This window comes from Pseudoalteromonas sp. NH0006-26, from assembly GCF_057552415.1.
Genome location: NZ_BAAJMJ010000004.1, coordinates 62,114 through 85,050 on the forward strand (window position 1 = coordinate 62,114; position 22,937 = coordinate 85,050).

At 39.9% G+C, this 22,937-nt stretch carries 19 protein-coding genes and 2 tRNA genes; 11 read left to right on the forward strand and 10 right to left on the reverse strand.

The window, feature by feature from the left end; genetic code table 11:
- The first annotated feature begins 174 nt into the window (after positions 1–174).
- On the forward strand, positions 175–867 hold the full coding sequence (locus AC27JR_RS07455; RefSeq protein ID WP_487173359.1) for a M48 family metallopeptidase: 693 nt from the start codon (positions 175–177) through the stop codon (positions 865–867).
- A 31-nt stretch (positions 868–898) separates the two neighbouring features.
- On the opposite strand, the gene AC27JR_RS07460 is transcribed toward AC27JR_RS07455, so the two are convergent.
- Together AC27JR_RS07460 and AC27JR_RS07465 are read right to left on the reverse strand one after the other, a co-directional pair.
- Positions 899–983: transfer RNA gene (locus AC27JR_RS07460), tRNA-Tyr, on the reverse strand.
- A gap of 49 nt (positions 984–1,032) precedes the next feature.
- Positions 1,033–1,117, reverse strand: a tRNA-Tyr gene (locus tag AC27JR_RS07465).
- Positions 1,118–1,229: 112 nt separating this feature from the next.
- Here AC27JR_RS07465 and AC27JR_RS07470 point away from each other — a divergent pair.
- Both AC27JR_RS07470 and AC27JR_RS07475 read left to right on the forward strand, forming a co-directional pair.
- Positions 1,230–1,757 (forward strand): VC2046/SO_2500 family protein, encoded by a 528-nt coding sequence (locus AC27JR_RS07470; RefSeq protein WP_487173217.1) that lies wholly within the window; start codon positions 1,230–1,232, stop codon positions 1,755–1,757.
- A 211-nt stretch (positions 1,758–1,968) separates the two neighbouring features.
- On the forward strand, positions 1,969–2,271 hold the full coding sequence (locus AC27JR_RS07475; RefSeq protein ID WP_008465885.1) for a DUF6172 family protein: 303 nt from the start codon (positions 1,969–1,971) through the stop codon (positions 2,269–2,271).
- Positions 2,272–2,338: 67 nt separating this feature from the next.
- Here AC27JR_RS07475 and AC27JR_RS07480 read toward each other — a convergent pair whose 3' ends face one another.
- From AC27JR_RS07480 to AC27JR_RS07490, 3 genes are all read right to left on the reverse strand, one after another.
- Positions 2,339–2,815 carry a YchJ family protein gene (locus AC27JR_RS07480; RefSeq protein WP_131691222.1) on the reverse strand — a complete coding sequence of 159 codons (477 nt, stop codon included), beginning with the start codon at positions 2,813–2,815 and terminating at the stop codon, positions 2,339–2,341.
- 39 nt (positions 2,816–2,854) lie between these two features.
- Positions 2,855–3,289, reverse strand: coding sequence for a SulA-like leucine-rich domain-containing protein (locus AC27JR_RS07485; protein WP_008465889.1), 435 nt, complete (start codon positions 3,287–3,289; stop codon positions 2,855–2,857).
- A 317-nt stretch (positions 3,290–3,606) separates the two neighbouring features.
- On the reverse strand, positions 3,607–4,068 hold the full coding sequence (locus AC27JR_RS07490; RefSeq protein WP_487173218.1) for a tetratricopeptide repeat protein: 462 nt from the start codon (positions 4,066–4,068) through the stop codon (positions 3,607–3,609).
- Between the two features lie 118 nt (positions 4,069–4,186).
- Between AC27JR_RS07490 and AC27JR_RS07495 the strand changes: the two genes are divergently transcribed.
- Positions 4,187–5,479, forward strand: a complete 1,293-nt coding sequence (locus AC27JR_RS07495) for an NCS2 family permease (protein WP_008465893.1) — start codon at positions 4,187–4,189, stop codon at positions 5,477–5,479.
- Positions 5,480–5,591: 112 nt separating this feature from the next.
- On the opposite strand, the gene AC27JR_RS07500 is transcribed toward AC27JR_RS07495, so the two are convergent.
- A complete protein-coding gene (locus AC27JR_RS07500) occupies positions 5,592–6,347 on the reverse strand; it encodes a hypothetical protein (RefSeq protein ID WP_008466188.1) in 756 nt (251 codons plus the stop codon).
- 302 nt (positions 6,348–6,649) lie between these two features.
- On the opposite strand from AC27JR_RS07500, the gene cysB reads away from it, so the two are divergent.
- Positions 6,650–7,627 (forward strand): HTH-type transcriptional regulator CysB, encoded by a 978-nt coding sequence (gene cysB, locus AC27JR_RS07505; protein WP_008466190.1) that lies wholly within the window; start codon positions 6,650–6,652, stop codon positions 7,625–7,627.
- A gap of 81 nt (positions 7,628–7,708) precedes the next feature.
- Here the strand turns inward: cysB and AC27JR_RS07510 are convergent, their stop codons facing one another.
- The 3 genes from AC27JR_RS07510 to pabB form a co-directional block, all read right to left on the reverse strand.
- A complete protein-coding gene (locus AC27JR_RS07510) occupies positions 7,709–9,085 on the reverse strand; it encodes an L-serine ammonia-lyase (protein WP_010388528.1) in 1,377 nt (458 codons plus the stop codon).
- Between the two features lie 101 nt (positions 9,086–9,186).
- Complete coding sequence (locus tag AC27JR_RS07515) at positions 9,187–9,762, reverse strand: NUDIX hydrolase (RefSeq protein ID WP_288985413.1); 576 nt, start codon at positions 9,760–9,762, stop codon at positions 9,187–9,189.
- Positions 9,755–11,113: an aminodeoxychorismate synthase component I gene (gene pabB / locus AC27JR_RS07520; protein WP_487173219.1), complete on the reverse strand. Its 1,359-nt coding sequence runs from the start codon at positions 11,111–11,113 to the stop codon at positions 9,755–9,757. Before pabB ends, AC27JR_RS07515 begins: the two co-directional genes overlap by 8 nt.
- A gap of 166 nt (positions 11,114–11,279) precedes the next feature.
- On the opposite strand from pabB, the gene AC27JR_RS07525 reads away from it, so the two are divergent.
- The 6 genes from AC27JR_RS07525 (at position 11,280) to AC27JR_RS07550 (ending at position 22,268) form a co-directional block, all read left to right on the forward strand.
- Positions 11,280–12,806, forward strand: coding sequence for a fumarate hydratase (locus tag AC27JR_RS07525; RefSeq protein WP_008112774.1), 1,527 nt, complete (start codon positions 11,280–11,282; stop codon positions 12,804–12,806).
- A 423-nt stretch (positions 12,807–13,229) separates the two neighbouring features.
- Positions 13,230–14,270 (forward strand): Leu/Phe/Val dehydrogenase, encoded by a 1,041-nt coding sequence (locus AC27JR_RS07530; protein ID WP_076918514.1) that lies wholly within the window; start codon positions 13,230–13,232, stop codon positions 14,268–14,270.
- A gap of 150 nt (positions 14,271–14,420) precedes the next feature.
- The gene (locus AC27JR_RS07535) at positions 14,421–15,083 is read left to right on the forward strand and encodes a CatA-like O-acetyltransferase (RefSeq protein WP_487173220.1); all 663 of its coding nucleotides are present in this window, start codon (positions 14,421–14,423) and stop codon (positions 15,081–15,083) included.
- A gap of 110 nt (positions 15,084–15,193) precedes the next feature.
- Entirely contained in the window at positions 15,194–18,076 is a 2,883-nt protein-coding gene (locus AC27JR_RS07540) for a ligand-binding sensor domain-containing diguanylate cyclase (protein ID WP_487173221.1), read from the forward strand.
- A gap of 94 nt (positions 18,077–18,170) precedes the next feature.
- Positions 18,171–18,995: a M90 family metallopeptidase gene (locus AC27JR_RS07545; RefSeq protein ID WP_372858022.1), complete on the forward strand. Its 825-nt coding sequence runs from the start codon at positions 18,171–18,173 to the stop codon at positions 18,993–18,995.
- Between the two features lie 99 nt (positions 18,996–19,094).
- Positions 19,095–22,268, forward strand: coding sequence for an amidohydrolase family protein (locus AC27JR_RS07550; RefSeq protein WP_487173222.1), 3,174 nt, complete (start codon positions 19,095–19,097; stop codon positions 22,266–22,268).
- Positions 22,269–22,331: 63 nt separating this feature from the next.
- Here the strand turns inward: AC27JR_RS07550 and AC27JR_RS07555 are convergent, their stop codons facing one another.
- Positions 22,332–22,907 (reverse strand): TetR/AcrR family transcriptional regulator, encoded by a 576-nt coding sequence (locus tag AC27JR_RS07555; protein ID WP_131691211.1) that lies wholly within the window; start codon positions 22,905–22,907, stop codon positions 22,332–22,334.
- Positions 22,908–22,937: the final 30 nt, after the last annotated feature.

Below are 22,937 nucleotides of genomic sequence, written 5' to 3' on the forward strand. Positions count from 1 at the left end.
TCTAAGTTACAACAGCAACGTAAGTGTTTTAAGCTCTAAACTTACTATTCATTGAGAATTACTACATGCATTGGTATTAAAATGGCATTTAGTAGGGATTATTTATAGATCAGCCGTTATGGTACAAGGTAAAATAAAGCCCAGTGTTTAATTATAACTAGGCAGCATTCATTGTTGGATTACACTTTAAAGCGAAGTAAACGAAGAAAAACAGTAGCGATTAAAGTCGCACAACGAGAACTTACGGTGTTTGCGCCCCATTTTGTAACGAAAACACAAATTAATGAATGGCTGTTGAGTAAACAGGGCTGGATTGATGCTCAGTTACATAAGCAACAAATTCAAGCCGATACACGACAGTTTCCACTCAAAACCCATAGCATTAAACTATTTAATGAAGCTGTAAATGTGCAATTTGAAAATGCAGCACGCACTCAATGGCAGCAGCACAATGAAAGCCAAACGCTGTTACTGAGTATTTCTTCACGTGTGAAGCATCGAACGCAAATGTATCAAGGTTTGCTAGAGCAATTTTTGCATGAGAAGTTAGAAAGTTATATTGAAATGCGAGTTAACTACTATTGTCAGCTGATGGGTGAAAAGCTACCGAGCAATATTCGTATTCAATTGTATAAGCGTCGCTGGGGCAGTTGTAACCGCAGGCGTGAACTGACCTTCAACTTGCACTTGGCAAGCGCACCTACATGGATAATTGACTACGTGATTGTGCATGAGTTAGCGCATTTAAAGTATTTAAATCACAGTGCACAATTTTGGCATCGTGTAGGATTATTTTATTCAGAACACAAAAAAGCAAGCGCTTGGTTAAATAAGCATGGCATGAGTTTACAATGGGTTTTTGAATAACTAGAACATAAAATGAGGTAGTAAAGAGAAGTGGTGGAGGGAGCTGGATTCGAACCAGCGAAGGCTGAGCCGTCAGATTTACAGTCTGATCCCTTTGGCCGCTCGGGAACCCCTCCACACTAATTTTTATTGCATTTGGCCCCACTTAACTTAGCCTAAGAAAAGTGGTGGAGGGAGCTGGATTCGAACCAGCGAAGGCTGAGCCGTCAGATTTACAGTCTGATCCCTTTGGCCGCTCGGGAACCCCTCCAATGCAACGCGGCAGATAATAGCAAACTTCTTATTTAAGTAAAGAAAAAAGCTAAAGAAAATTCAAATTTAGCCGATAAATACTTATTAATTAGTTAAATAGGCTAAAGTCTATGCAGATTGGTGATTTGTTAATCACGGAGAGCCAGTTAAAAACGAGGCTTAATGAAAGTGTGCACGATAACCGCCGAGGCGAGTTTGCACTTTTATTAGCAATGCTCTCTCATGACGCGCTTGATTTTAGTGAGTTTCACTTACCTAAAAGTGATGCAAGTGGTTACCAAGCTGATGAAGAGACCTTGCGAAAGCAATTTGGTGCGGGCCCAAAGCAGCCATTAGCGCCAGATACCTTTAATATGTTGATTGGCAAAAATAACACGGAACTTTTAGCAAAAATGGGAAGCGCTATAGGGATGAGTGATATAAAGTTAACTCAGTGCTTAAAGCCTGAACCGTTAAATATTCGAGATGATAAAAATCATATCCCGCTTAACGTAATTGATAACTGTGAACTAGCAGTCCGTCGGCGAATTAAAAACACTGATATGCCGCTCTCAAATGTGCAAATGGATGCCGCAGCATTTTATGATGATTTACAAAATGAAGCCCTCCACCAGCCACTACATTTGTTTAGTGCCTAATTAAATTACATTGAATGCTGTTTTTAAGCGCCATTAGATTGTAATAAACTGTGTTTATATTAGTAAGTAACGAGTGGTTTTACAGGTGCTTTATTTTAATAACTGATTTAATATAAAAAAAGCATCCAAAATTTAAATGCAATTGCTATAATGGCGCAAATGGTATGACATTGAATGCCATTATCATTAAACCAAGGTAATTAGGAACGTAATGAAGAAAACATTCACGCTGAATCATGAGAAAATCAAATACCCTCGTATGGTTGATGCTGCAAAGCATGAAGTGAAAAAATATTTGAAAAGAGAACGTAATAAAACTTTACCTGTTGATGCCGACTACTGGGCATTCGATTGTAAGTTTGGTAACACGGCTGAAGAAGCCCAAGTAGTTCACGTTGCTGAAATTAACAATCACATCAGTGAAATTGAAAAGCAAGGTTTAACCTCTTTTTACTTAGAGATTTTAGCAAGACCTGCGCAGCGTCAAGACTTCGATGAAGCTGATGACGAATAAAACGCTAAATTGCGTTTTGTGTAGTTTTTGAAAATGGGCCAAGTGGCCCATTTTTTGTGGTTTTTACTTATACACTATGACACTTTTTATACTTTTTATTACTTCCGCAAGGGCAAGTATCATTGCGTTTTATTTTAATATCGGCAACCGGTGTGATCTCACCATCAAGGTATCGCCACTGTTCATCTTCTTTAATAAACTTTGAATGCTCAGCCAACTCGCAATATAGATCTTGATAAAAGTAATGAGCTTTAAACTTTACAAACCCTGTATCTTCATCATAGCCAGAATCTAAAACGGTTAAGTTTACAAAGCGGCAGCTAGTTGCAAAGTCTTTAATTTCTGATAGTGAGTTTTCAGCTTGTTTTTCTTTTGCGTAGCTATCACGAACAAAAGCTGCATTTTTAACAGCATAAGCACTGTAGCGAGCACGCATAAGTTGCTCAGGTGTTTGTGGCTGTTTGGTTTTTAAATGAAAAGGTTCACAGCAATCAGCATAAAGTTGCTGACTGCCACAAAAACATAGTAGGGCGTTGGAGGTCATAATAAATGTACTGTGTATTAAAACGCTAGTTTACCAAGCTTATTGCGTTAGTGAAATCTCAGCTTGAGCGCTTTTTTTGCTAAAGCAATATAGCTTAGTGCGTGTATGGCTCAGGTTTAATGATAACTGAGATAGCTGCTGATTATTTATTATGTCAGTCCAGGTGATCACCGCGGCAAAATTACCATTATGAAGTGCAGAGCTTAAAACATACTCTAAATTAACTAAGTGCTTTTGACGTATAACCAGTAATTTACTGGTATCAATTGAGCATGAATCAAGCAGCGCTTTGCTAGGCACATGGTCTGGTGCAATTAAAAGTGTCCATGCATTTAAACTATTGTATTGGTGTAATACTTTTAATAATTCAAACGTTGCTGAAATTTCATCTTCAATTTGAACAACGTTAACACAATCTGATTGGTCATCTTGTTGGTAGCTCTTAACTGTTCTTACGGTAATCGGCTGTAACATAATCGTCTCACTCACTGGGTTTTTATACAGTACATGTATACAGTAGTTTATACAGTTGTTTGGTGCAAGTGTTTTTTGCTATTTTTTGTACAGTTATTCAGCTGAGCATGAAAATTTAATTATTTAAAAACAAATAAGTTATATATAACAATTGATTAGGTATTTAGTGGGTGAGCGCTTTTGGTGTTAGTTTTTTAATCTACGACTAAGCTGAAATACAGGTGATATACAGTACTTTTAAAAAATTAAGCGTTGTTGCATTTAGCATATAAACGCTTAATTAATTTATAGATGAAATGAGTTACAAGGGAGTAAAATTATTTTTCGTGACATATAGGGATCAAATGTGAAAATTGTAACTGATGAATTTGTTCATATAAGCTGGCAGCATAACATTGGGCGTCTTTAAGTCGTTTAGTGCTAATATGCTTACGTATATCGCTCATTGCTTCTATTGCTGGCTCATATCCTTGGCTACTAGCTAAGCTAAGCCACGCAGCCCCATGAAATACGCTTTGTGGTACGCCTTGCCCTTTAATAAAAAACAGCCCTAAGTAAAACTGTGCACGATAGTTTCCTGCCATTGCTGCTAAACGCATCCATTTTGCGGCTAAAGCGCCTTGTTCATTTTTAAGGTAATAAAGGGCTTTATTTAATGTGTCTTGATCGGTGCTTTTAGAGCTCGCAGGGAGGTTTGCATCGCTTGGTTGCGTTACAAAAGAAAGTATGTTGTCTAATTGTTGCTCTAAGTCTTGGCCACTTGGTGTCGTTTTGATCATGCTACTTCGTTTGTTATTTTAATCACTTAGCTAGTTTAGTATATAGCAAGGTAAAATGTCCTGTAAAAAGTTATTTTTATGCTAAAATCTCGCCACTTTTTACAACCACAAGTTTATTATGCTCGAAGCCTTATTTAAAATCCGTGCAAATGATTCTTCGGTTCGCCGTGAATGTATTGCCGGTATGACTACATTTATTACGATGGTTTATATCGTATTCGTTAACCCAGCTATGCTTGCAGAAGCCGGTATGGACCAAGGTGCCGCATTTGTTGCCACCTGTATTGCTGCTGCAATAGGGTGTTTTATTATGGGTTTGTGGGCCAATTATCCACTGGCATTGGCACCGGGTATGGGATTAAATGCATTTTTTACCTATGGCGTTGTGTTAGGTATGGGCTATAGCTGGCAAGCAGCGCTGGGCGCGGTATTTATGTCAGGCTGTATATTTTTAATATTAAGCTTGTTTAAGGTGCGTGAATGGATTATTAATGCAATCCCTCTGGTGCTTAAACAAGCAATAGCAACCGGTATTGGTGCATTCTTAGCACTTATCGCGCTTAAAAGTGCTGGTATTATTGTATCAAGCCCTGCAACACTTGTGCAGCTAGGCGATATAACGTCACCGGGTCCGTTATTAGCTATTTTTAGTTTTTTTGTTATTGCGGCATTACTTTATCGCGACTTTAAAAGCGGCGTGCTTATTAGTATTTTGCTTGTCACCGCGATAGCAGTGTCTATGGGATTAGTTGAATATCATGGTGTTGTTGCAATGCCACCTTCAATAATGCCGACGTTCATGCAACTTGATTTTAGTGCTGCTTTTGAACTGTCTATGCTAAGTGTTATTTTTGCGTTTTTATTTGTTGATTTATTTGATACCTCAGGGACGTTGGTAGCTGTTACTCAAAAAGCGGGACTAGCAGATAAAAACGGCAATATGCCGCGTTTAGGTCGTGCATTAAGCGCTGATAGCACTGCAACTATAGCCGGTGCAATGCTAGGTACTTCAACAACGACCTCATACATAGAGTCTGTAGCCGGGGTATCAGTGGGTGGCCGAACGGGCTTAACGGCTGTGGTTGTAGGTTGCTGCTTTTTGTTGATGATGTTTTTTGCTCCTTTGGCACAAATGGTACCAGCATACGCAACAGCAGGAGCAATTTTATACGTATCTGTTCTAATGCTACAAAATTTGAAATTTGTAAATTGGGATGATATGACCGATGCAATTCCAGTGAGTGTTGTATTATTAATGACACCGTTGACCTTCTCAATTGCACACGGTATTGCACTGGGTTTTATCTCTTACACCGCGGTTAAAGTGCTGTGTGGTAAAAAAGATCAGGTAAGTATTAGTGTCTGGATTTTAACTGCATTGTTTATTGTTAAGTTTGCATTTTTATCTTAATGCTTATGTTAAAAAACGCGATTTAGTCTGGGTATGTAAATTTATATCGTGACTAAACTTTAGCAATAAAAAAGCCCATACAGTTGTATGGGCTTTTTTATTAGGTAACGAATTACCATTTCTTTTTTGGTGCAAACAACACGTCTAAATCATCTTGCTCTTGCTCATTCTTTTTCTTCAATGATGTGGCATTGGATGCCTTTAGTTCATTGCTTATTGTTTCTAGGTAACCCTCAACTTCAGCTCGTTTTGCCGTAATGTAATCATCAGTAAATGATACACTGTTAAGCGTCGCCGATGCTTTTTCAAAGTATTGCCTAGCAGACCCTATCATCCCGGCTGTTTGCGCTGCTATACCACGTTTTATTTGGCTTTCAATGTTTATTCTTAGCTGCAGTTTTTCAAGGCGCTTATCTTCTGCAATAAATACCTGGCTGTCTACTTTGCCTTTATTATGCTCAGAACGAATAATAGTACGAAGCTTTTTAATACCCTGTATCAGCGATATCAGTTGTTTGTCGTTACTTGGTAATACAAAGCCTTCAGAGCCGTCTTGAATAGGGTTTTGCAGTCGCTCTTTCGCTTCTTTTAAGCGATTTTTAAGCCCGCTACCACCGCTTGAAATAGATACCATATTACTGAGTGCATCATGAATACGACGTTGTAATACTCGCTGAGTTGCCTCTGAGAGTGGGATGTTGGCACTATTCATCAGTGCTTCTTCAGTTTCTTCAATGATAACTTTTTGTTTTGTTAGCTCTTTACGTCGTTCAGCTTCTTGTTTTTCTTTGTGTTGTTGAACAGCACTAACCCATAGTGCGATGACGATAAGCGCAACAATTAGTACAATTATAATGGAAACGATCATGTTATAATTCTCAAATTCTTAACCTTATCCACTAATCTTACATTAAATATATAAAAGGTGGGAAACTTTGCGCTGATTAACTAAAAAAAGTACCAATATAAAGCGTTTAAATCTTAATATGTTATGTTTGGTTTACTGATAATCATTGCTACCTCAACTTTACTTATTGTGTTAACCTGAAATTTCAATAAATTAATTGTTATATTGTGTAACTTTAATCAGCCTTTTATATAGTTAGTTACCTATTAATTATAGGGTGCGCTTTAATCTGTCAATGTGAATTATAACGAAACTACATAGCCATGAAATTACAACAACTTAGATATATCGTAGAAGTTCAAAATCATAAATTAAACGTTTCAGCTACCGCTGAGAGTTTATTTACCTCCCAGCCTGGTATTTCTAAGCAAGTACGTATGTTAGAAGATGAACTAGGTGTACAAATTTTTGGCCGTAGTGGTAAACATTTAACTCACGTTACAGGTGCTGGCGAGGAAATCATTAATATATCGCGAGAAATACTCTCAAAAGTTGAGGGTATTAAAGCGGTGGCTAATGAACATACGTTGCCCGATCAAGGTAAACTTAATATTGCGACTACGCACACGCAAGCACGTTATGCGTTACCAAGCGTAATTAAAGGCTTTACCCAAAAATACCCAGCAGTGTCATTGCATATGCACCAGGGTACGCCGCAACAAATATCTGATGCAGCTGCCCGCGGTGATGCAGATTTTGCCATTGCTACCGAAGCACTGCATTTATATTCAGATTTAGTTATGTTGCCTTGTTATCACTGGAATCGTAGTATTGTGGTTGCTAAAGATCATCCTCTTGCGAAAAAAGTCGATAACTTAACAGTGGCAGATATAGCGCAGTATCCTTTGATCACTTATGTATTTGGTTTTACTGGTCGTTCTGAGCTTGATAAAGCATTTAACGCCTATGGTCTTGAGCCACATATTGTATTTACCGCCACCGACGCCGATGTTATTAAAACGTATGTGCGCTTGGGATTAGGTGTCGGTGTGGTTGCATCTATGGCTATTGATCAGGTAAACGACAGCGACTTAGTGTGCATTGATGCTAGCCATTTATTTGAAGCGAGTACGACTAAAATTGGTTTTAGAAAGGGCAGCTTTTTACGTACCTACATGTATGATTTTATAGAACGTTTTGCACCGCATTTAACCAAAGAGCGAGTAGAGCGAGCAAGTTTGCTGCGTAATCAAGAAGATGTTGATAAATTATTTGCTGATATCGAATTACCGGTTAAATAACAGCTACACAGTAATGAAAAAGCCGCTTAGTTTTGCAACTAAGCGGCTTTTTTTATGCTATCTAATTAACACTCTAAAATATCAACACTCGATAATGTTAACAGCTAATCCACCGCGAGCGGTTTCTTTGTATTTTGTTTTCATATCGTTACCGGTATCGAGCATGGTTTTAATTACTTTATCAAGCGATACTTTTTGTTCTCCACTACCTCGAATAGCAAGACGAGAAGCATTAATTGCTTTAATAGCGCCCATTGCATTACGCTCAATACAAGGTACCTGCACTAAGCCGCCCACTGGATCGCAGGTCAATCCTAAGTTATGTTCCATGCCAATTTCAGCGGCATTTTCTACGTGTACCACGTTACCACCAACAATTTCAGTTAGCGCACCAGCAGCCATTGAACAGGCAACACCAACTTCACCTTGGCAACCCACTTCAGCACCTGAGATAGAGGCATTTTTTTTGTATAAAATACCAATAGCGGCCGCGGTTAATAAATACCGAGTAGCAATGTCGCGATCAACTTCTTTGATAAAAGTATGATAGTACATTAATACGGCTGGTAGGATACCAGCTGCACCATTTGTTGGTGCAGTAACCACACGACCGCCTGCTGCATTTTCTTCATTCACTGCTAATGCGAATAAATCAACCCAATCCATAGCGCGAAGTGGATCGTTACTCACTTCTACATTGAGCTTTAAATATAAGCTTGGTGCACGGCGTTTTACTTTCAAACCACCAGGTAAAATACCTTCGGTACGCATACCACGTTCAATACAGGCTTTCATTACTTGCCAAATATTAAATAATTCATCTTTTATGGCTTCTTCACTGCGTAAGGTTTTTTCGTTTTTCATCATTAACGTTGATACGCTGTAACCCGACTCTTTACACATTTCGAGTAATTCTTTAGCCGTTCCAAACGGGAACGGGGCAGGGTTTTCTTCGCGTATATCTAAAGCGGCTTGTTTTTCTTTTTCAAACTCTTCATCTGTAACAATAAACCCGCCACCAATAGAGTAGTAAACTTTGCTATATACTTTTTCGTCATTGTTATAGGCAATAATTTCCATTGCGTTGGAATGTTTAGGGAGTGTTTTTCTGCGATGAAAAACAATAGCGCCTTGTTTAGGGAATTTAGCTTTATGAGTTTGGTTTAGATAAATAACCTGCTCATTTTCTATTTTTGCTAAAATATCGTCCACTAAATCGGCATCTATGGTTTCAGGATCATAACCGGCTAGGCCAAGGATCACTGCTTTTCCCGAACCATGACCAACACCTGTTTGCCCCAGTGAGCCGTAAAGCTCTACTTTTACATCGGTTACATTTGCTAATAGTTGTTGCTCATCTAGGTCATTAACAAATAAGCGTGATGCACGCATTGGGCCGACGGTATGTGACGATGAGGGGCCAATACCAATGCTAAACATGTCAAATGCACTGATCATAATGTGTGTCTCTACTTAGTTTTCTCAGCATTAAGCTGTTCTTTGAACGGTCGACTATAATAACGTGGAAATGCAGGTGTGTAACCCTTATTAGCAAAGATTTAAACTGGTATGGCGAGTTGTTTTGTAAAGTTTTTAATAATGCTGGCTGTGGCACCCCACAAAAGCCCGTGAGGAGTGATAAAGCCATTTAAAGTTAGGGCTCTTCCATTACGTTCAAAGGGGATTGGTTGCCAATTAGCTTCGTTGTTCAGCGCTTTTATAGAGAGCAAAAAGCTGGCTTGTACTTCGTTATGATCGTTCTCCCATACCGTTTCTTTTTTAATTAAGCCCACAAAAGGACGTATAGTAAATCCAGTAAGGGTAGAGTATTCCGGCAGCTGGCCTAAAACTTGAACATTATGCGGGGCAATGTTTAGCTCCTCATGTAATTCACGCAGTGCCGTGGTGCGCAGGTTAACATCATTAATTTCAAATTTACCACCCGGTAAACAAATCTCCCCAGGGTGGTGATGTAAATAGGTTGGCCGCTTACACAATAAAACATGTGCTTCGTTATCTATATCAATCAAAGGTAGCATCACTGCACTGGCGCGCTTTTTTTTATTATCTTTGAGCTGATCCACGGCTAAACTGCGGTTTAATTGAAAACGAGCCGAAATGGTTTCACTATTCAAAGCGACCTTCATTTAATATAGGGAGTATTTTATTTACTTTATCGTATGTTTCTTGATATTCCAATTCGACTTTTGAATCAGCAACAATGCCACCGCCAGCCCAGCAATGTATTTGCTGATGATGAGTAACTAAAGTTCGAATGGTAATACTGGTATCCATATTACCGCAGGCGCTAATATAGCCAATAGAGCCACAATAAATGCTGCGTCTGTGCGGCTCCAGCTCTTCTATTATTTCCATTGCGCGTACTTTGGGTGCGCCAGTAATAGAGCCTCCAGGGAATGCGGCTTCAAGCTGATCGACTGCCGTTTTTCCTTCATCAAGGGTTGAGGTGACCGTACTTACCAAATGGTGTACCGCCGGAAAACTTTCAATAGCAAATAATGAAGGTACAACAACAGAGCCCGGTTTTGCGACTTTACCTAAATCATTTCGTAGCAGGTCTACTATCATGACATTTTCAGCGCGGTCTTTACTGGAATTTTCCAGAAGTGTAGCTTGTTTTGCATCTTCTAAAGCATCGGCTTTACGTGGTAGCGTGCCTTTAATAGGTTTTGTTTCTACCTTGTTGTCGTGCACTGCAATAAAACGCTCGGGTGATATTGATAAAATAGCGCCTTGAGGATGATTTATAAAACTAGAAAAAGGCGCTTTATTGGCCTGCGTTAATTTAACATAAGCCGCCCAAGGAGACCCTTGGTAATGTGCGCTAAAACGCTGCGCTAGGTTAATTTGATAACAGTCACCACTTTTTAAGTATTCTTCAATGGCGGCAAATTTTTCGCTATAACTTGTCTGACTCATATTTGACTGCCACTGTGATGTAAGCGAAAAGCTTTCGTGCTTAGGTGGTTGCGTTAAATATTGCTGATATAGCGAGAGACGATTTACATTGGGCTGCGAAACATAAAACCAAGTATCCAGTTGTTTATCGTAAATGAGTGCATCAAGGTAAAGTCCAACGGCCATTTGTGGTAAATCAATATCGTTTAAAGCACTGCTTGGCAGTTGCTCTATGGTACGCCCTAAGTCATAACCAAAATAACCAAGCCAGCCACCATTAAAGGGTAAATTGTTAGCGGCTTTTGTTGTATCAAGCTTTGCTAATTCATCGTTCATTATTTCAAAGCAGCTTTTAGCACTCGCTTGGTTATTAAAAACAGTTTGATTATTTTTAACTTCCAGGGTGCTTTGAGGTTCAATCGCAATCATGTCAAAACGACTGTTAATGTGATCGCTATCACCCGAATCTAGCAAAATAGCGTAGGGTAAATGAGCAAAATGCGAAAATACCTCTATACAATTTTGTGATATGGCTAATTCAACACAATTTTTTTTATTGTTTAGCATTTACTGCCCCTTTAAGAACTGGCTCGAAACGGGCTGGGAGGGTATCATAAGTCAAATTTTTTTGGCAGCGTTTAGTGAGCGCTGTGGTTGAAAACAGTTCGAACCACCGTCACGGGTTTGATAAAGCTTACGTGCAGCGTGCGTAACAACAACTTAAGGAACCACTATGAGTACAATTCGTCAGCAAGACTTTATTGATAGCATCGAAGATGCCTTGCAATACATCTCGTTTTACCATCCTCTTGATTTTGTTCAAGCGCTAGAAAAAGCGTACAACAAAGAGCAAAGCAAAGCTGCTAAAGATGCGATTGCGCAAATTTTAATTAACTCGCGTATGTCGGCAGAAGGTAAGCGCCCGCTGTGTCAGGATACCGGGATCATCACCTGTTTTGTAAAAGTAGGTATGGATGTTAATTGGGATAAAACCGATTTAACAGTACAACAAATGGTTGATGAGGGGACGCGTCGTGCGTACTTAAATCCAGACAATCCCTTGCGCGCGTCGATTGTTGCTGATCCTGCGGGAACACGTAAAAATACTAAAGATAATACGCCATCAGTGGTACACATTGACTTAGTTGCAGGCGATAAAGTTGAAGTAATGGTGGCTGCTAAAGGCGGCGGCTCAGAAAACAAAAGTAAAATGGTGATGTTAAACCCATCTGACGATGTGGCAGAGTGGGTTGAAAAAACGCTACCAACAATGGGGGCGGGTTGGTGTCCACCAGGCATGCTAGGCATAGGTATTGGTGGCACGGCAGAAAAAGCAGCGGTAATGGCAAAAGAGTCATTAATGGATCCGGTTGATATTCATGAACTAATTGAGCGCGGCGCAGAAACAACAGAAGAAAAACTGCGTTTAGAAATCTTTGAACGTGCGAATAAGTTAGGTATTGGTGCGCAAGGCCTTGGCGGTTTAACCACGGTTGTTGATATTAAAATTAAAACGGCGCCAACTCACGCGGCTTCAAAGCCAGTGGTTATGATCCCAAATTGTGCTGCTACGCGCCACGTACACTTTACGCTTGATGGTTCAGGCCCTGCGAATTTAAAAGCACCTAAATTAGAAGATTGGCCAGAAGTGACTTTCGAAGTCGGTGAGGGCACACGCCGTGTTAATTTAGATACCCTGACTAAAGAAGACACTAAAGAATGGAAAATGGGTGAAACCGTTTTACTATCAGGTACTATTTTAACGGGTCGAGATGCTGCTCATAAGCGTCTGCAAGATATGATCAACTCTGGGGAAGGTTTACCTGAAGGTGTTGATTTTGATAACAAGTTTATTTACTACGTTGGTCCTGTGGATGCAGTAGGCGATGAAGCCGTAGGTCCTGCTGGCCCGACAACGGCTACTCGTATGGATAAATTTACCGACATGATGTTAGAAAAAACAGGCATCGTGGGAATGATTGGTAAAGCTGAACGAGGCCCAGCAACGGTTGAATCTATTAAAAAGCATCAGTCAGTGTATTTAATGGCTGTAGGTGGTGCGGCATACTTAGTATCTAAAGCAATTAAAAAAGCACGTGTCGTTGCGTTTGAAGATTTAGGTATGGAAGCTATCTACGAATTTGAAGTAGAAGATATGCCAGTAACGGTTGCCGTTGACAGTGAGGGTGCAAATGCCCACACCCAAGGCCCTGCAATTTGGAAAGCAAAAATTGAAGAACTAGACAGCAAAATGAAGTAAATTTGCGAAGTAATCATAAAAGCGAGCACCCTGTGCTCGTTTTTTTATTTTTAAATTTGCAGATACTTATACACCTCAGACCAGTTTGTGCTGCATAGGCAGTTTTTGTATAAGCCATTGTATTTTATGAGCTAGTGTTCTTTTTCAAGATGTACGATTAAGTTTACATATAAATTTAGAGTGACGTTCACGTAAGCGTAAACTTTAATTGTGATGGCGTTTTTAGCTTTTATATTTAATAAAATAATTATTATTGATTTTTTTATGCATTTTTATCGCAATAAGTCGTTTTGTTTTTCAGTTGAGTGCGGTTTATGTGGTTTATCTACTCATAGTATAGCGAACCAGTATCTGAAGTGATAAAGTCTCGTCAATTTGTAGCGTGCTTGCCCATAAGGGCCCATTATTTTCGGAGTATTTAAAGTGGTTGTATTTAATCAAGTTGAATTTGATAACCATGAACAAGTGGTTTTTTGTTCAGACAAAGCGTCTGGTTTAAAGGCCATTATTGCGGTACATAACACAAACTTAGGCCCAGCTGTAGGCGGTTGTAGAATGTGGGATTATGCCAACGATGAGGATGCAGTATACGATGTACTGCGTCTATCAAAAGGGATGACCTATAAAAATGCTGTGGCACGCTTGCCATTTGGTGGTGGTAAGTCAGTTATTATTGGTAATGCAAAAGAGATCAAGTCTGAACAGCTATTCCGTGCATTTGGTCGTCAATTAGAGCGTTTAAATGGCAGTTACTACTCAGCAGAAGACGTAAACATCACCTGTGATGATGTTGCCTTAATGAACAAAGAAACAAACTACGTGCTAGGCCTTGAAGGCAAAAGTGGTAATCCATCGCCATTTACAGCTTACGGCACGTTTTTAGGTATGAAAGCAGCGCTCCATCATCAACGCGGCATTCAAGATTTCTCAGGTATTAAAGTGGCTGTGCAAGGTTTAGGTGCAGTGGCTTATGGCTTGTGTAAACACTTGGCTGAAGCTGGTGCAGAATTATTTGTTACTGATATTAACCAAGCTGCAGTTGAGCGTGTAGTAAACGACTTTGGTGCAACAGCGGTTGGTATTGATGAAATATACGACTTAGATGTTGATGTATATGCGCCTTGTGCGTTAGGTGCCACTATCAATGACACAACAATCCCTCGTTTAAAAGCAACAATTGTTGCAGGTTGTGCAAATAATCAGCTTGCAGAGTCACGCCATGGTGAAATTTTACGTGAAAAAGGTATTTTATACGCACCAGATTATGTAATAAATGCAGGCGGTATTATTAACGTGTATTACGAAACAGCACCTGAAGGTTACAGTAAAGAGGCGTCTAATAAACACGTAGAGAAGATTTTCGATACATTAGCTGAAATCTTTACACGCAGTGAAAAAGAGCAAAAATCAACGCATTTAATTGCTGATGAACTTGCTCAAGAAATTATTGAAAACGGACTTTAAGTTTTCACACGGTTCAAAAAAGGAGCGACTATCGCTCCTTTTTTTATGCCTATATAAGACTTTGGTATAACTACACCCCAAGCATCATTTTAATTAATGCGAATATAGGCAAAGCGAGGTAAAATTTTACTTTTGCTCTGTGTATACTTTATGTCTTCTGCCGATTTATCTCTTCGGGCTATTGATTTTGATCAGTGGCCGCGCAAACAACATTTTGAATTGTTTCAAAACTTCACTCAGCCTTATTTTAATGTTTGTGTAAAGCTCAGTGCTAAAAAGTTATATACCGCGTGTAAACAAACTAATCGTGCTTTTTTTCATGGTTATGTTTATTGCTTATTAAAAGCATGTCATGAGTATGAGCCGATGATGCTGCGTATTGTTAATCAAAAACCTTATTATTTAAACACCACGCGCGCGAGTGTGGTTGAGCTTGCCGATGATGATTCATTTCGTTTTAGTTATTTTAAACAACATAACTCGTTAAATGAGTTTGCAAATAAAGCAAAAGCGATTAGTCATAAAGCAAAGTTAAACCCGCTGTTTTCTGATGCTTTTGCGGCAACAGAAGGGCAAGCTGATTTAATTCACGTTTCCGTTTTACCTTGGTTAAACTTTAGTAGCTTTTCGCATGCGTTTACCCAGGGTCAAAGCTGTGGCATTCCTAAATTTGTGTTCGGCCAATACAACCCTAATACCGGCGAAATGCCACTCTCCATTGATGTTCATCATGCGTTACTAGATGGACTACATGTGGCTAAGTTCGTTCAACAATTACAACATACATTTGATAGTTTAAGTGATAATACTTAATGAAAAAGTTGTAAATCTTATGTTATTATTTGTTGGTGATGTTTTTTAATTAAATTTTCACCTTGAATTTACTCAAATATAAAAACTAATAATTATAAAGGCAGTGTCTGATGAATCGCTTGGTGATTTTATGTTTCTTGTTGGTGATTTTTACTGTTAATGCTCAGCAACAGACTCGCCTGCCGTTGCGCGATTATTTTTTTGAAACGTGGAATACCCGTTCGGGCCTTCCTCACAATAGCATTAATAGCCTTGCACAAACACAAGATGGCTATTTATGGGTAGGTACTTGGGAAGGGCTTGCCCGCTTTAACGGTCAAGAATTTAAACTATTTACCCGCTCAGAAATTACCGATTTGCCTGACTCAGGCGTACGTGCGCTTACCCCCACATCCGATGGCGGCTTACTCATAGCCGGAGCGCGCGGCGGTATTAGTTTATATCAGCACCGACAATGGGACACTCAACCTAATGCCCAAGCAATGGTTAATCACGTATTTAAGAGTAAAAACGAGGATTTGTGGTTGGCACTTGAAAATGATGGTGTGTTTTATCGACCTGCCAAAAGCACTCAAGATATCCCAATAATACAAAACGTCAGTGCTTACCGAATAATTGAAGATAAGCAGGGCACTATATGGGCTGCAACCAGTGATGGGCTGTATAAAATAGTTAACTACACGGCTACATTGATGACTCCACATCATGGTTTGCCAGATGCACCTGTATATACTCTATTGATTACCCGTGAAGGACGCCTTGTTATTGGTAGTGAAAGAGGTGCGCGAGTATTAAATGGCAATGTGTTCGAGTCACCCCATCCACAGCTTAGTGCTGAGTCGATTTCTAGTTTATTAGAAGATAACCATGGTGATTTATGGTTTGGCACTATTAATAAAGGGGTATTTAGGCTTAGTGTTGATGGCATAGAACAATTAGATGCTAAAAATGGCTTACCTGCAAACCGCATATTGTCGTTATTGCAAGACAGAGAAAACAGTATTTGGGTAGGTACCAACGCGGGTGTATTTAGATTAAGAGAAGCCCCGTTTTCATCGTGGGGAAAAAAGCGAGGCTTATCTAGCGACTACGTACGCACGGTACTTTCACATTCTGATGGCAGTTTATGGATAGGGGGGAGTACAGGCTTAGATCGGTTGCAAAATAATAAAATTACCCAAATTAAAGGGACTAAACAAGGCTCTCCTTATTCAGTATTGAGCTTACTTGAACAAAGCCAAGGTGATGTTTGGGTCGGTACTTATACTTCAGGTGTGTTAAAGGTGGTGAATAACGAGCTTGTACCTTACTTAAATCGTGATAATGGGCTTGGTAGTAATGAAGTACGCTCGTTACTTTTTGATTCAAAAAATCGTTTATGGATAGGTTCAGCCATGGGGTTAACGCGAGTTAATACCGACGGCAGTTTAGTGCAATTTACTAATGAGAAAGAGTTACCGAGTGGCTTTATTCTAGCTTTGAGTGAGGATAAGAGGGCTAATATTTGGATAGGCACTGGCAATGGCGTAGTAGTTTACAATACCCAAACGGATAAATTTAAACCAATTCAGTTCCCTAAAGCGTTTTCGGCTAAATATGCGTTTGGCTTTTATATTGACGATAAATATACCTGGATGGCGACCGATAGAGGTTTATTGCGTTATCAACATTCAAATGGCCATATGACTATTTTAGGGCGAGAGCTAGGATTACCGGTCGATAAGCTTTTTCAAATTGTGCCCTTTAAAGATTCACTTTGGCTATCAAGTAACCGTGGCATTATTGAAGTTAATTATAAGCAGGTTAATCAGCTATTAGATTCAGCTACAAAAGGTAGTCAGACGCTAGCTTTTCAATTATACGATGAGGGCGATGGCATGCTCAGTGCGCAAGCCAATGGAGGGTCAACGCCTTCGGCTACAGCGCATTCAGATGGTACTATTTGGTTTGCCACCGCAAAAGGGGTGAGTACGGTTAAACCCGCGCGATTAAAAGAAGCCACCGAGATACCGTTACCAACTATTGTAGAAAGTTTTTCTGTAGATGGTAAACCCATGTTATTGCCTGTTGATGGTGAAACACTTGTTTTGCCACCTGGAGTTACACGGCTGTCGTTCCATTATGCGGGTTTAAGTTTTATTATGCCGCAGCGATTAAACTTTCAAACAAAAATGAAAGGCTTTAATGATGAATGGGTCGATCGTTTGCACATTGCGACAGCTGAGTATACTAATTTACCCGCGGGAAAATATTCATTTGCAGTGCGTTCTGCCTACCCTAATACCGATTGGCAGCAAAATGACAAAGTGATTCATTTTGAAATTCAATCGCATTTTTGGCAAAAGACCAGCTTTAAGCTATTAGTATTCTTTATTTTTGTTGTTGTTATATATAGTGCATATCGTTATCGCTTGTATCGCTATAAGCAGGTAGAAAAAGAGCTAACTAGCCGAGTGGTAAAGCAAACTCAAGCACTGCAAGAGCAAGCAAGTGCCTTTGCATATCAAGCCACGCATGATCAGCTCACTGACTTACCGAATCGCCGGGCATTTGATGGTTGGCTGGCCGACAACTTTACAGATTTTAAAGCGCGTAATACTCCGCTTGCGATTGCCATTATGGATATTGACCACTTTAAACGCATTAATGATGGTTGGTCTCATTTGATTGGCGATCAGGTTATATGTGAAGTCGCCAATATTCTTAAAGCGCATTGTGAAGGCGAGCAAGAAGTGGCTCGTTGGGGCGGTGAAGAATTTACATTTGTATTTCCTGACATGAATACTGTGCAAGCACAGCAATTATGTGAGCAATTACGCAAAGAAATCGAAAATAAAGATTTTTCGTCTATTGCCCAGGGGCTTAGCGTAACCGTGAGCTTTGGTGTTTCTGACTCAGATAACGTCGATGATTACGATCGGTTATTATCACATGCTGACCAAGCTTTGTATAAAGCTAAAAACAATGGCCGAAATCGAACTGAAGTGGTGTGATTGAAAAACAGCTCTTCAGTACCCATATTATTTAAATAATCGAGGACGCGGTGTTTTAGCGTTAAAGCTAAATGGTTTGACTTAGGGTGAGCCAATGATAAATGCGCTATTAATTTTTGTTTTAATTGTATTTATAGCCATTTTTTGGCGTTGGTCTGATATTCAAAATACCCTATGGCGTCGTAAATACAGTAACTTATCATTAAGCCCACAACAGCATGCGCTGTTAATACGGGCTATGCCAATCTATAACAAAATGACCGATGCAGAGCGAGCCAAGTTAGCATCTCATATTGTATGGTTTCTAAATGAAAAACGTTTTGTTGGCTGCGATGGTTTAAAACTTACAGAGCCAATGAAACTGATTATTGCCGCTGATGCTTGCCTGCTGGTATTGCACAAGCCCTGGCCTTTGTATAAAAACGTTAAAGAAATTTTACTCTATCCCAGCGCCTATTATGCGCCTCAGTCGAGTCGTGATAACGCTGGCCTTGTTAGTTTTCATAATACCGTAAGGCAGGGTGAGTCGTGGCCAGGAGGTACGCTGGTGCTGAGCTGGCATGATGTGCTTGAGGGTAATCGCTTACCCAGTGATGGGCATAATTTAGTGTTTCATGAGTTTGCGCATCAACTTGATCAAGAAACCGGTAAAACCACCGGCACGCCACTGCTTTCATCGCAGGCTCAATATCAACAATGGGGCAAGGTATTTAGCCGAGCATTTTCGCAGTTAAAAACGCACGTAGCCTATAGTATGCCGCATGTTATTCATAGTTACGGAGCCACAAATGAGGCTGAATTTTTTGCGGTGATCACCGAAACATTTTTAGAGAAACCTGCGGATTTACGGCGTGAAGACCCCGAGATTTACCGTCTGCTGGTGGATTTTTATCAATTTGATCCTATCGTTTGGCATTAATTTTATGCACTTCATCCTATTACGCTGGTAACTTGCTAGCGTTTTTGTTGCAATCATGTAATAGAGCAACACACAGCAACAATAATAAGTGAGATAAGCATGAAAAAAATGCTGCAAACAGCGCTTGCGTTATCGGTTTCATTGGCATTGGGTCAAGTACACGCAGAGCAAACAGATGAAAAAAAATGGCAAGTTGATTCACCAAAAGGGCAATTTGTAGATGCTTCTATTAGTGTAGAGCAAGGCACATGGATGAATGTAGATATAAGCCCTGACGGAGAAACCTTAGTATTTGACTTACTGGGCGATATTTACACTATGCCAATGAGTGGTGGTAAAGCCACACAAATGACCTCAGATATCGCATGGCAAATGCAGCCGCGTTTTAGCCCCGATGGTAAACATATCGCATTTACCTCAGACCAAGGTGGCGGTGATAATATTTGGGTTATGGATGTTAATGGCGAGAACCAAACCGCAGTAACGGACGAAACGTTCCGTTTACTTAATAGTCCGGCATGGAGCCCTGATGGCGATTATTTAGTTGCGCGTAAGCACTTTACCGCTAGTCGCTCTTTAGGCGCGGGTGAAGTATGGCTTTATCATAAAGCGGGTGGTAAAGGGGTTCAACTGACTAAACGTGAAAACGATCAAAAAGATTTAGGTGAGCCGATGTTTTCACCTGATGGTCGTTATGTTTATTTTTCTCATGATGCAACCCCAGGTAAAACCTTTCATTATTCAAAAGACTCGGTTGCGGGTATTTATAAAATTAAGCGTTATGACCGCGAAACGGGTGAAATAGAAACGATTATTAGTGGTATGGGTGGGGCAATCAGACCGACCCCGTCACCTGATGGTAAGAAACTTGCCTATATAAAGCGTGATGACTTTCAAACTAGTTTGTACTTATACGATTTAACCAGCGGTGAGCATATCAAACTATATGACAAGCTAGAGCGCGATATGCAAGAAACGTGGGCTATTCATGGGGTATACCCAACAATTGCGTGGACACCAGATAATGAAGAACTAGTATTTTGGGCTGGTGGCACCCTTCATAAACTCAATGTCGATGATAAATCTGTCAGCGATATTGCATTCAAAGTAGATACCACGAAAAAAATTCAAAAAGCAGTGCGTTTTACTCAAAATATCGATACTGAAGATTTTGATGTAAAAATGCTGCGAAATGTACAAATTAGCCCAGATGGTGAAACAGCACTTTTTGAAGCACTGGGTCATATTTATAAACGCGATTTAGACTCAGGAAAAATCAAACGTTTAACCAAGCAAACCGATCATTATGAGTTATTTCCACAGTACTCTCGTGATGGTAAAAAAATTGTCTACACCACGTGGGACGATAATGAACAAGGGACAGTGCGCGTTGTTTCTGCACGCAGTGGTCGCGGCGATACGATTACCGACGAACCGGGTAAATATGTAGAGCCTACCTTTAGTCCAGATGGCAAAACAGTGGTATATCGTAAAGCCAGCGGCGGCAGCATTTTAAATCCTAAATGGTCACTGCATCCTGGGGTTTACAGTGTCAGTGCTAAAGGCGGTAAAAGTGAGTTAATTTCTAAAAGTGGCTACCAACCGCAGTTTGGCAGTGCCAATGATCGTGTTTATATTATGAGCCCATGGCCTAAACCGACGTTGAGTGTGGTTGAGCTTGAAAGTAAAAAAGTGCGCAAACTCTATGAATCAGAGCATGCCACTGAATTTAGGGTCTCACCTGATGGTGAGTACTTAGCATTTGCAGAGCGCTTTAAAGTGTTTGTAACACCGTTTGTTGAGCGCGGTAAAACCATTAATATTGGGCCTAAAGACAGCCAATTTCCAATTGAGCAATTATCTGTTCGTGCTGGTGAAAATATTAGCTGGAGTGCCAACAGCAATAAACTCTATTGGACACTTGGCCCTGAGCTATATCATGCTAGCTTAGATGGAATGTTTGCTATTAATAAAGCCGATGACCAAGACGTTAAAGTCAAAAGCGGGACTAACATTGGTTTTAGTAAAAAAATGGCTGAACCAGAAGGCATGATTGCCTTAACTGGCGCAAAAATTATTACCATGGACGGCGAAAAAGTCATTGAAAATGGCGTTATTGTTACTGATGGTAAGCATATCAAAGCTATTGGCTCTGCTGCAGATATTAGCATTCCAAAAAATGCTAAGGTTGTTGATGTAACAGGCAAAACAATTATGCCTGGAATGGTTGATGCGCATGCGCATGGCTCACAAGCAAGTGATGAAATTATCCCACAACAAAACTGGAAAAATTTTGCAGGCCTTGCGCTCGGTGTTACTACCATCCACGATCCATCAAACGACACCACTGAAATATTCACTGCCAGTGAAATGCAAAAAGCCGGTATGATTGTCGGCCCGCGTATTTTCTCTACCGGTACTATTTTATATGGCGCGAATATGCCTGGTTATACTTCGCATATTGATTCGTTAGATGATGCTAAATTTCATTTAGAGCGTTTGAAAAAAGTAGGGGCGTTTAGTGTTAAATCTTATAACCAACCTCGCAGAGAGCAGCGTCAGCAAGTGATTGAGGCTGGTCGTGAACTTGAAATGATGGTGGTACCAGAAGGGGGCTCATTATTACAACATAACTTGAGTATGGTAGTTGATGGGCATACAGGGATTGAGCATTCCATTCCGGTTGAACATATTTATGATGATATTAAACAGTTGTGGTCACAAAGTGATGTAGGTTATACACCTACATTGGTGGTTGCTTATGGCGGTATTTGGGGTGAAAACTACTGGTACGATAAAACTGATGTGTGGAATCATCCTCGATTAAGTAAATTTGTGCCTAAAAACCAATTACTACCACGCTCAATGCGTCGTGTTAAAGCGCCTGATCATCACTATAACCACTTTAACAATGCGCGTGTGGCAGCTGAACTTCAAGATTTAGGCGTACTGGTTAATTTAGGTGCACATGGCCAACGCGAAGGTTTAGGTGCGCACTGGGAAATGTGGATGTTTGCTCAAGGTGGTATGACGCCACTTGAGGCTATTCGAGCATCAACGCTCGATCCTGCCAAATACCTAGGCTTAGATAAAAACGTAGGCTCATTAGAGGTTGGTAAGCTGGCAGATTTAATGGTTATTGATGGCGACCCACTGAAAAACATTCGTGATTCAGACAAAATTGATTACACCATGATCAACGGCCGCTTGTTCGACGCAGCAACCATGAACGAAGTTGGTAAAAAACAACGTGAACCATTATTTTTTGAATAATGCAGCTATTTTTTAGTTAATAAGCGGCTATTTAGCCGCTTTTTTTATATTGTGTTTACCTATTTAACCAACTGCTACTATCGCTTTTAAAATATTATCACTAGGTGGAGCTACTGATACATCATGCATCACTCTCGCTCTAGTTATAAATCCTTCTTTTAAAATGAGTAAATGGTGTGCGGCTTCAATTGCTTTTTCTCTATTATGAGCAAATTCAGGGGTTTCTAAAAGAGCTGATAGTATAATCTCAAAGTTCGTTTGTTTATGCTGTTTGCAAAGTTTGGCAATAGGGTCATTCTCTATAGGGTATTCAGCTGCAGTATTAATAAAAAAACAGCCATTAAAGTTACCTAACTCTGAAACCTCATTATTAATCCACTTTTTCAGTCCGAAAAAAATTGCTTGCGCGACTAATATAGCACTTGGTTGTAGACATATTTTTTTTAGCCAAGCGTTAAAGCACATGTCGCGTGCGACTAAACAAGCACAAATAAGCGCATCTTTGCTTTCAAAGTGCTTGTATAAGGTTTTTTTTGCAATGCCGGATACAGCTAAAATTTCATTAATACCAACAGCGTGTATACCCTTTTTATAAAAAAGGCTCAGTGCCGTACTGATTATTTGTTGTTGTTTATTCATGATATTCCAAATTTGAGCAGTAAAAACACA

Coding starts and splice junctions, on each gene's coding strand:
- AC27JR_RS07470 (WP_487173217.1), top strand. CDS start 1,230: ATGCAGATTGGTGATTTGTTAATCACGGAGAGCCAGTTAAAAACGAGG.
- AC27JR_RS07475 (WP_008465885.1), top strand. CDS start 1,969: ATGAAGAAAACATTCACGCTGAATCATGAGAAAATCAAATACCCTCGT.
- AC27JR_RS07480 (WP_131691222.1), bottom strand. CDS start 2,815: ATGACCTCCAACGCCCTACTATGTTTTTGTGGCAGTCAGCAACTTTAT.
- AC27JR_RS07485 (WP_008465889.1), bottom strand. CDS start 3,289: ATGTTACAGCCGATTACCGTAAGAACAGTTAAGAGCTACCAACAAGAT.
- AC27JR_RS07490 (WP_487173218.1), bottom strand. CDS start 4,068: ATGATCAAAACGACACCAAGTGGCCAAGACTTAGAGCAACAATTAGAC.
- AC27JR_RS07495 (WP_008465893.1), top strand. CDS start 4,187: ATGCTCGAAGCCTTATTTAAAATCCGTGCAAATGATTCTTCGGTTCGC.
- AC27JR_RS07500 (WP_008466188.1), bottom strand. CDS start 6,347: ATGATCGTTTCCATTATAATTGTACTAATTGTTGCGCTTATCGTCATC.
- cysB (WP_008466190.1), top strand. CDS start 6,650: ATGAAATTACAACAACTTAGATATATCGTAGAAGTTCAAAATCATAAA.
- AC27JR_RS07510 (WP_010388528.1), bottom strand. CDS start 9,085: ATGATCAGTGCATTTGACATGTTTAGCATTGGTATTGGCCCCTCATCG.
- pabB (WP_487173219.1), bottom strand. CDS start 11,113: ATGCTAAACAATAAAAAAAATTGTGTTGAATTAGCCATATCACAAAAT.
- AC27JR_RS07525 (WP_008112774.1), top strand. CDS start 11,280: ATGAGTACAATTCGTCAGCAAGACTTTATTGATAGCATCGAAGATGCC.
- AC27JR_RS07535 (WP_487173220.1), top strand. CDS start 14,421: ATGTCTTCTGCCGATTTATCTCTTCGGGCTATTGATTTTGATCAGTGG.
- AC27JR_RS07540 (WP_487173221.1), top strand. CDS start 15,194: ATGAATCGCTTGGTGATTTTATGTTTCTTGTTGGTGATTTTTACTGTT.
- AC27JR_RS07545 (WP_372858022.1), top strand. CDS start 18,171: ATGATAAATGCGCTATTAATTTTTGTTTTAATTGTATTTATAGCCATT.
- AC27JR_RS07550 (WP_487173222.1), top strand. CDS start 19,095: ATGAAAAAAATGCTGCAAACAGCGCTTGCGTTATCGGTTTCATTGGCA.
- AC27JR_RS07555 (WP_131691211.1), bottom strand. CDS start 22,907: ATGAATAAACAACAACAAATAATCAGTACGGCACTGAGCCTTTTTTAT.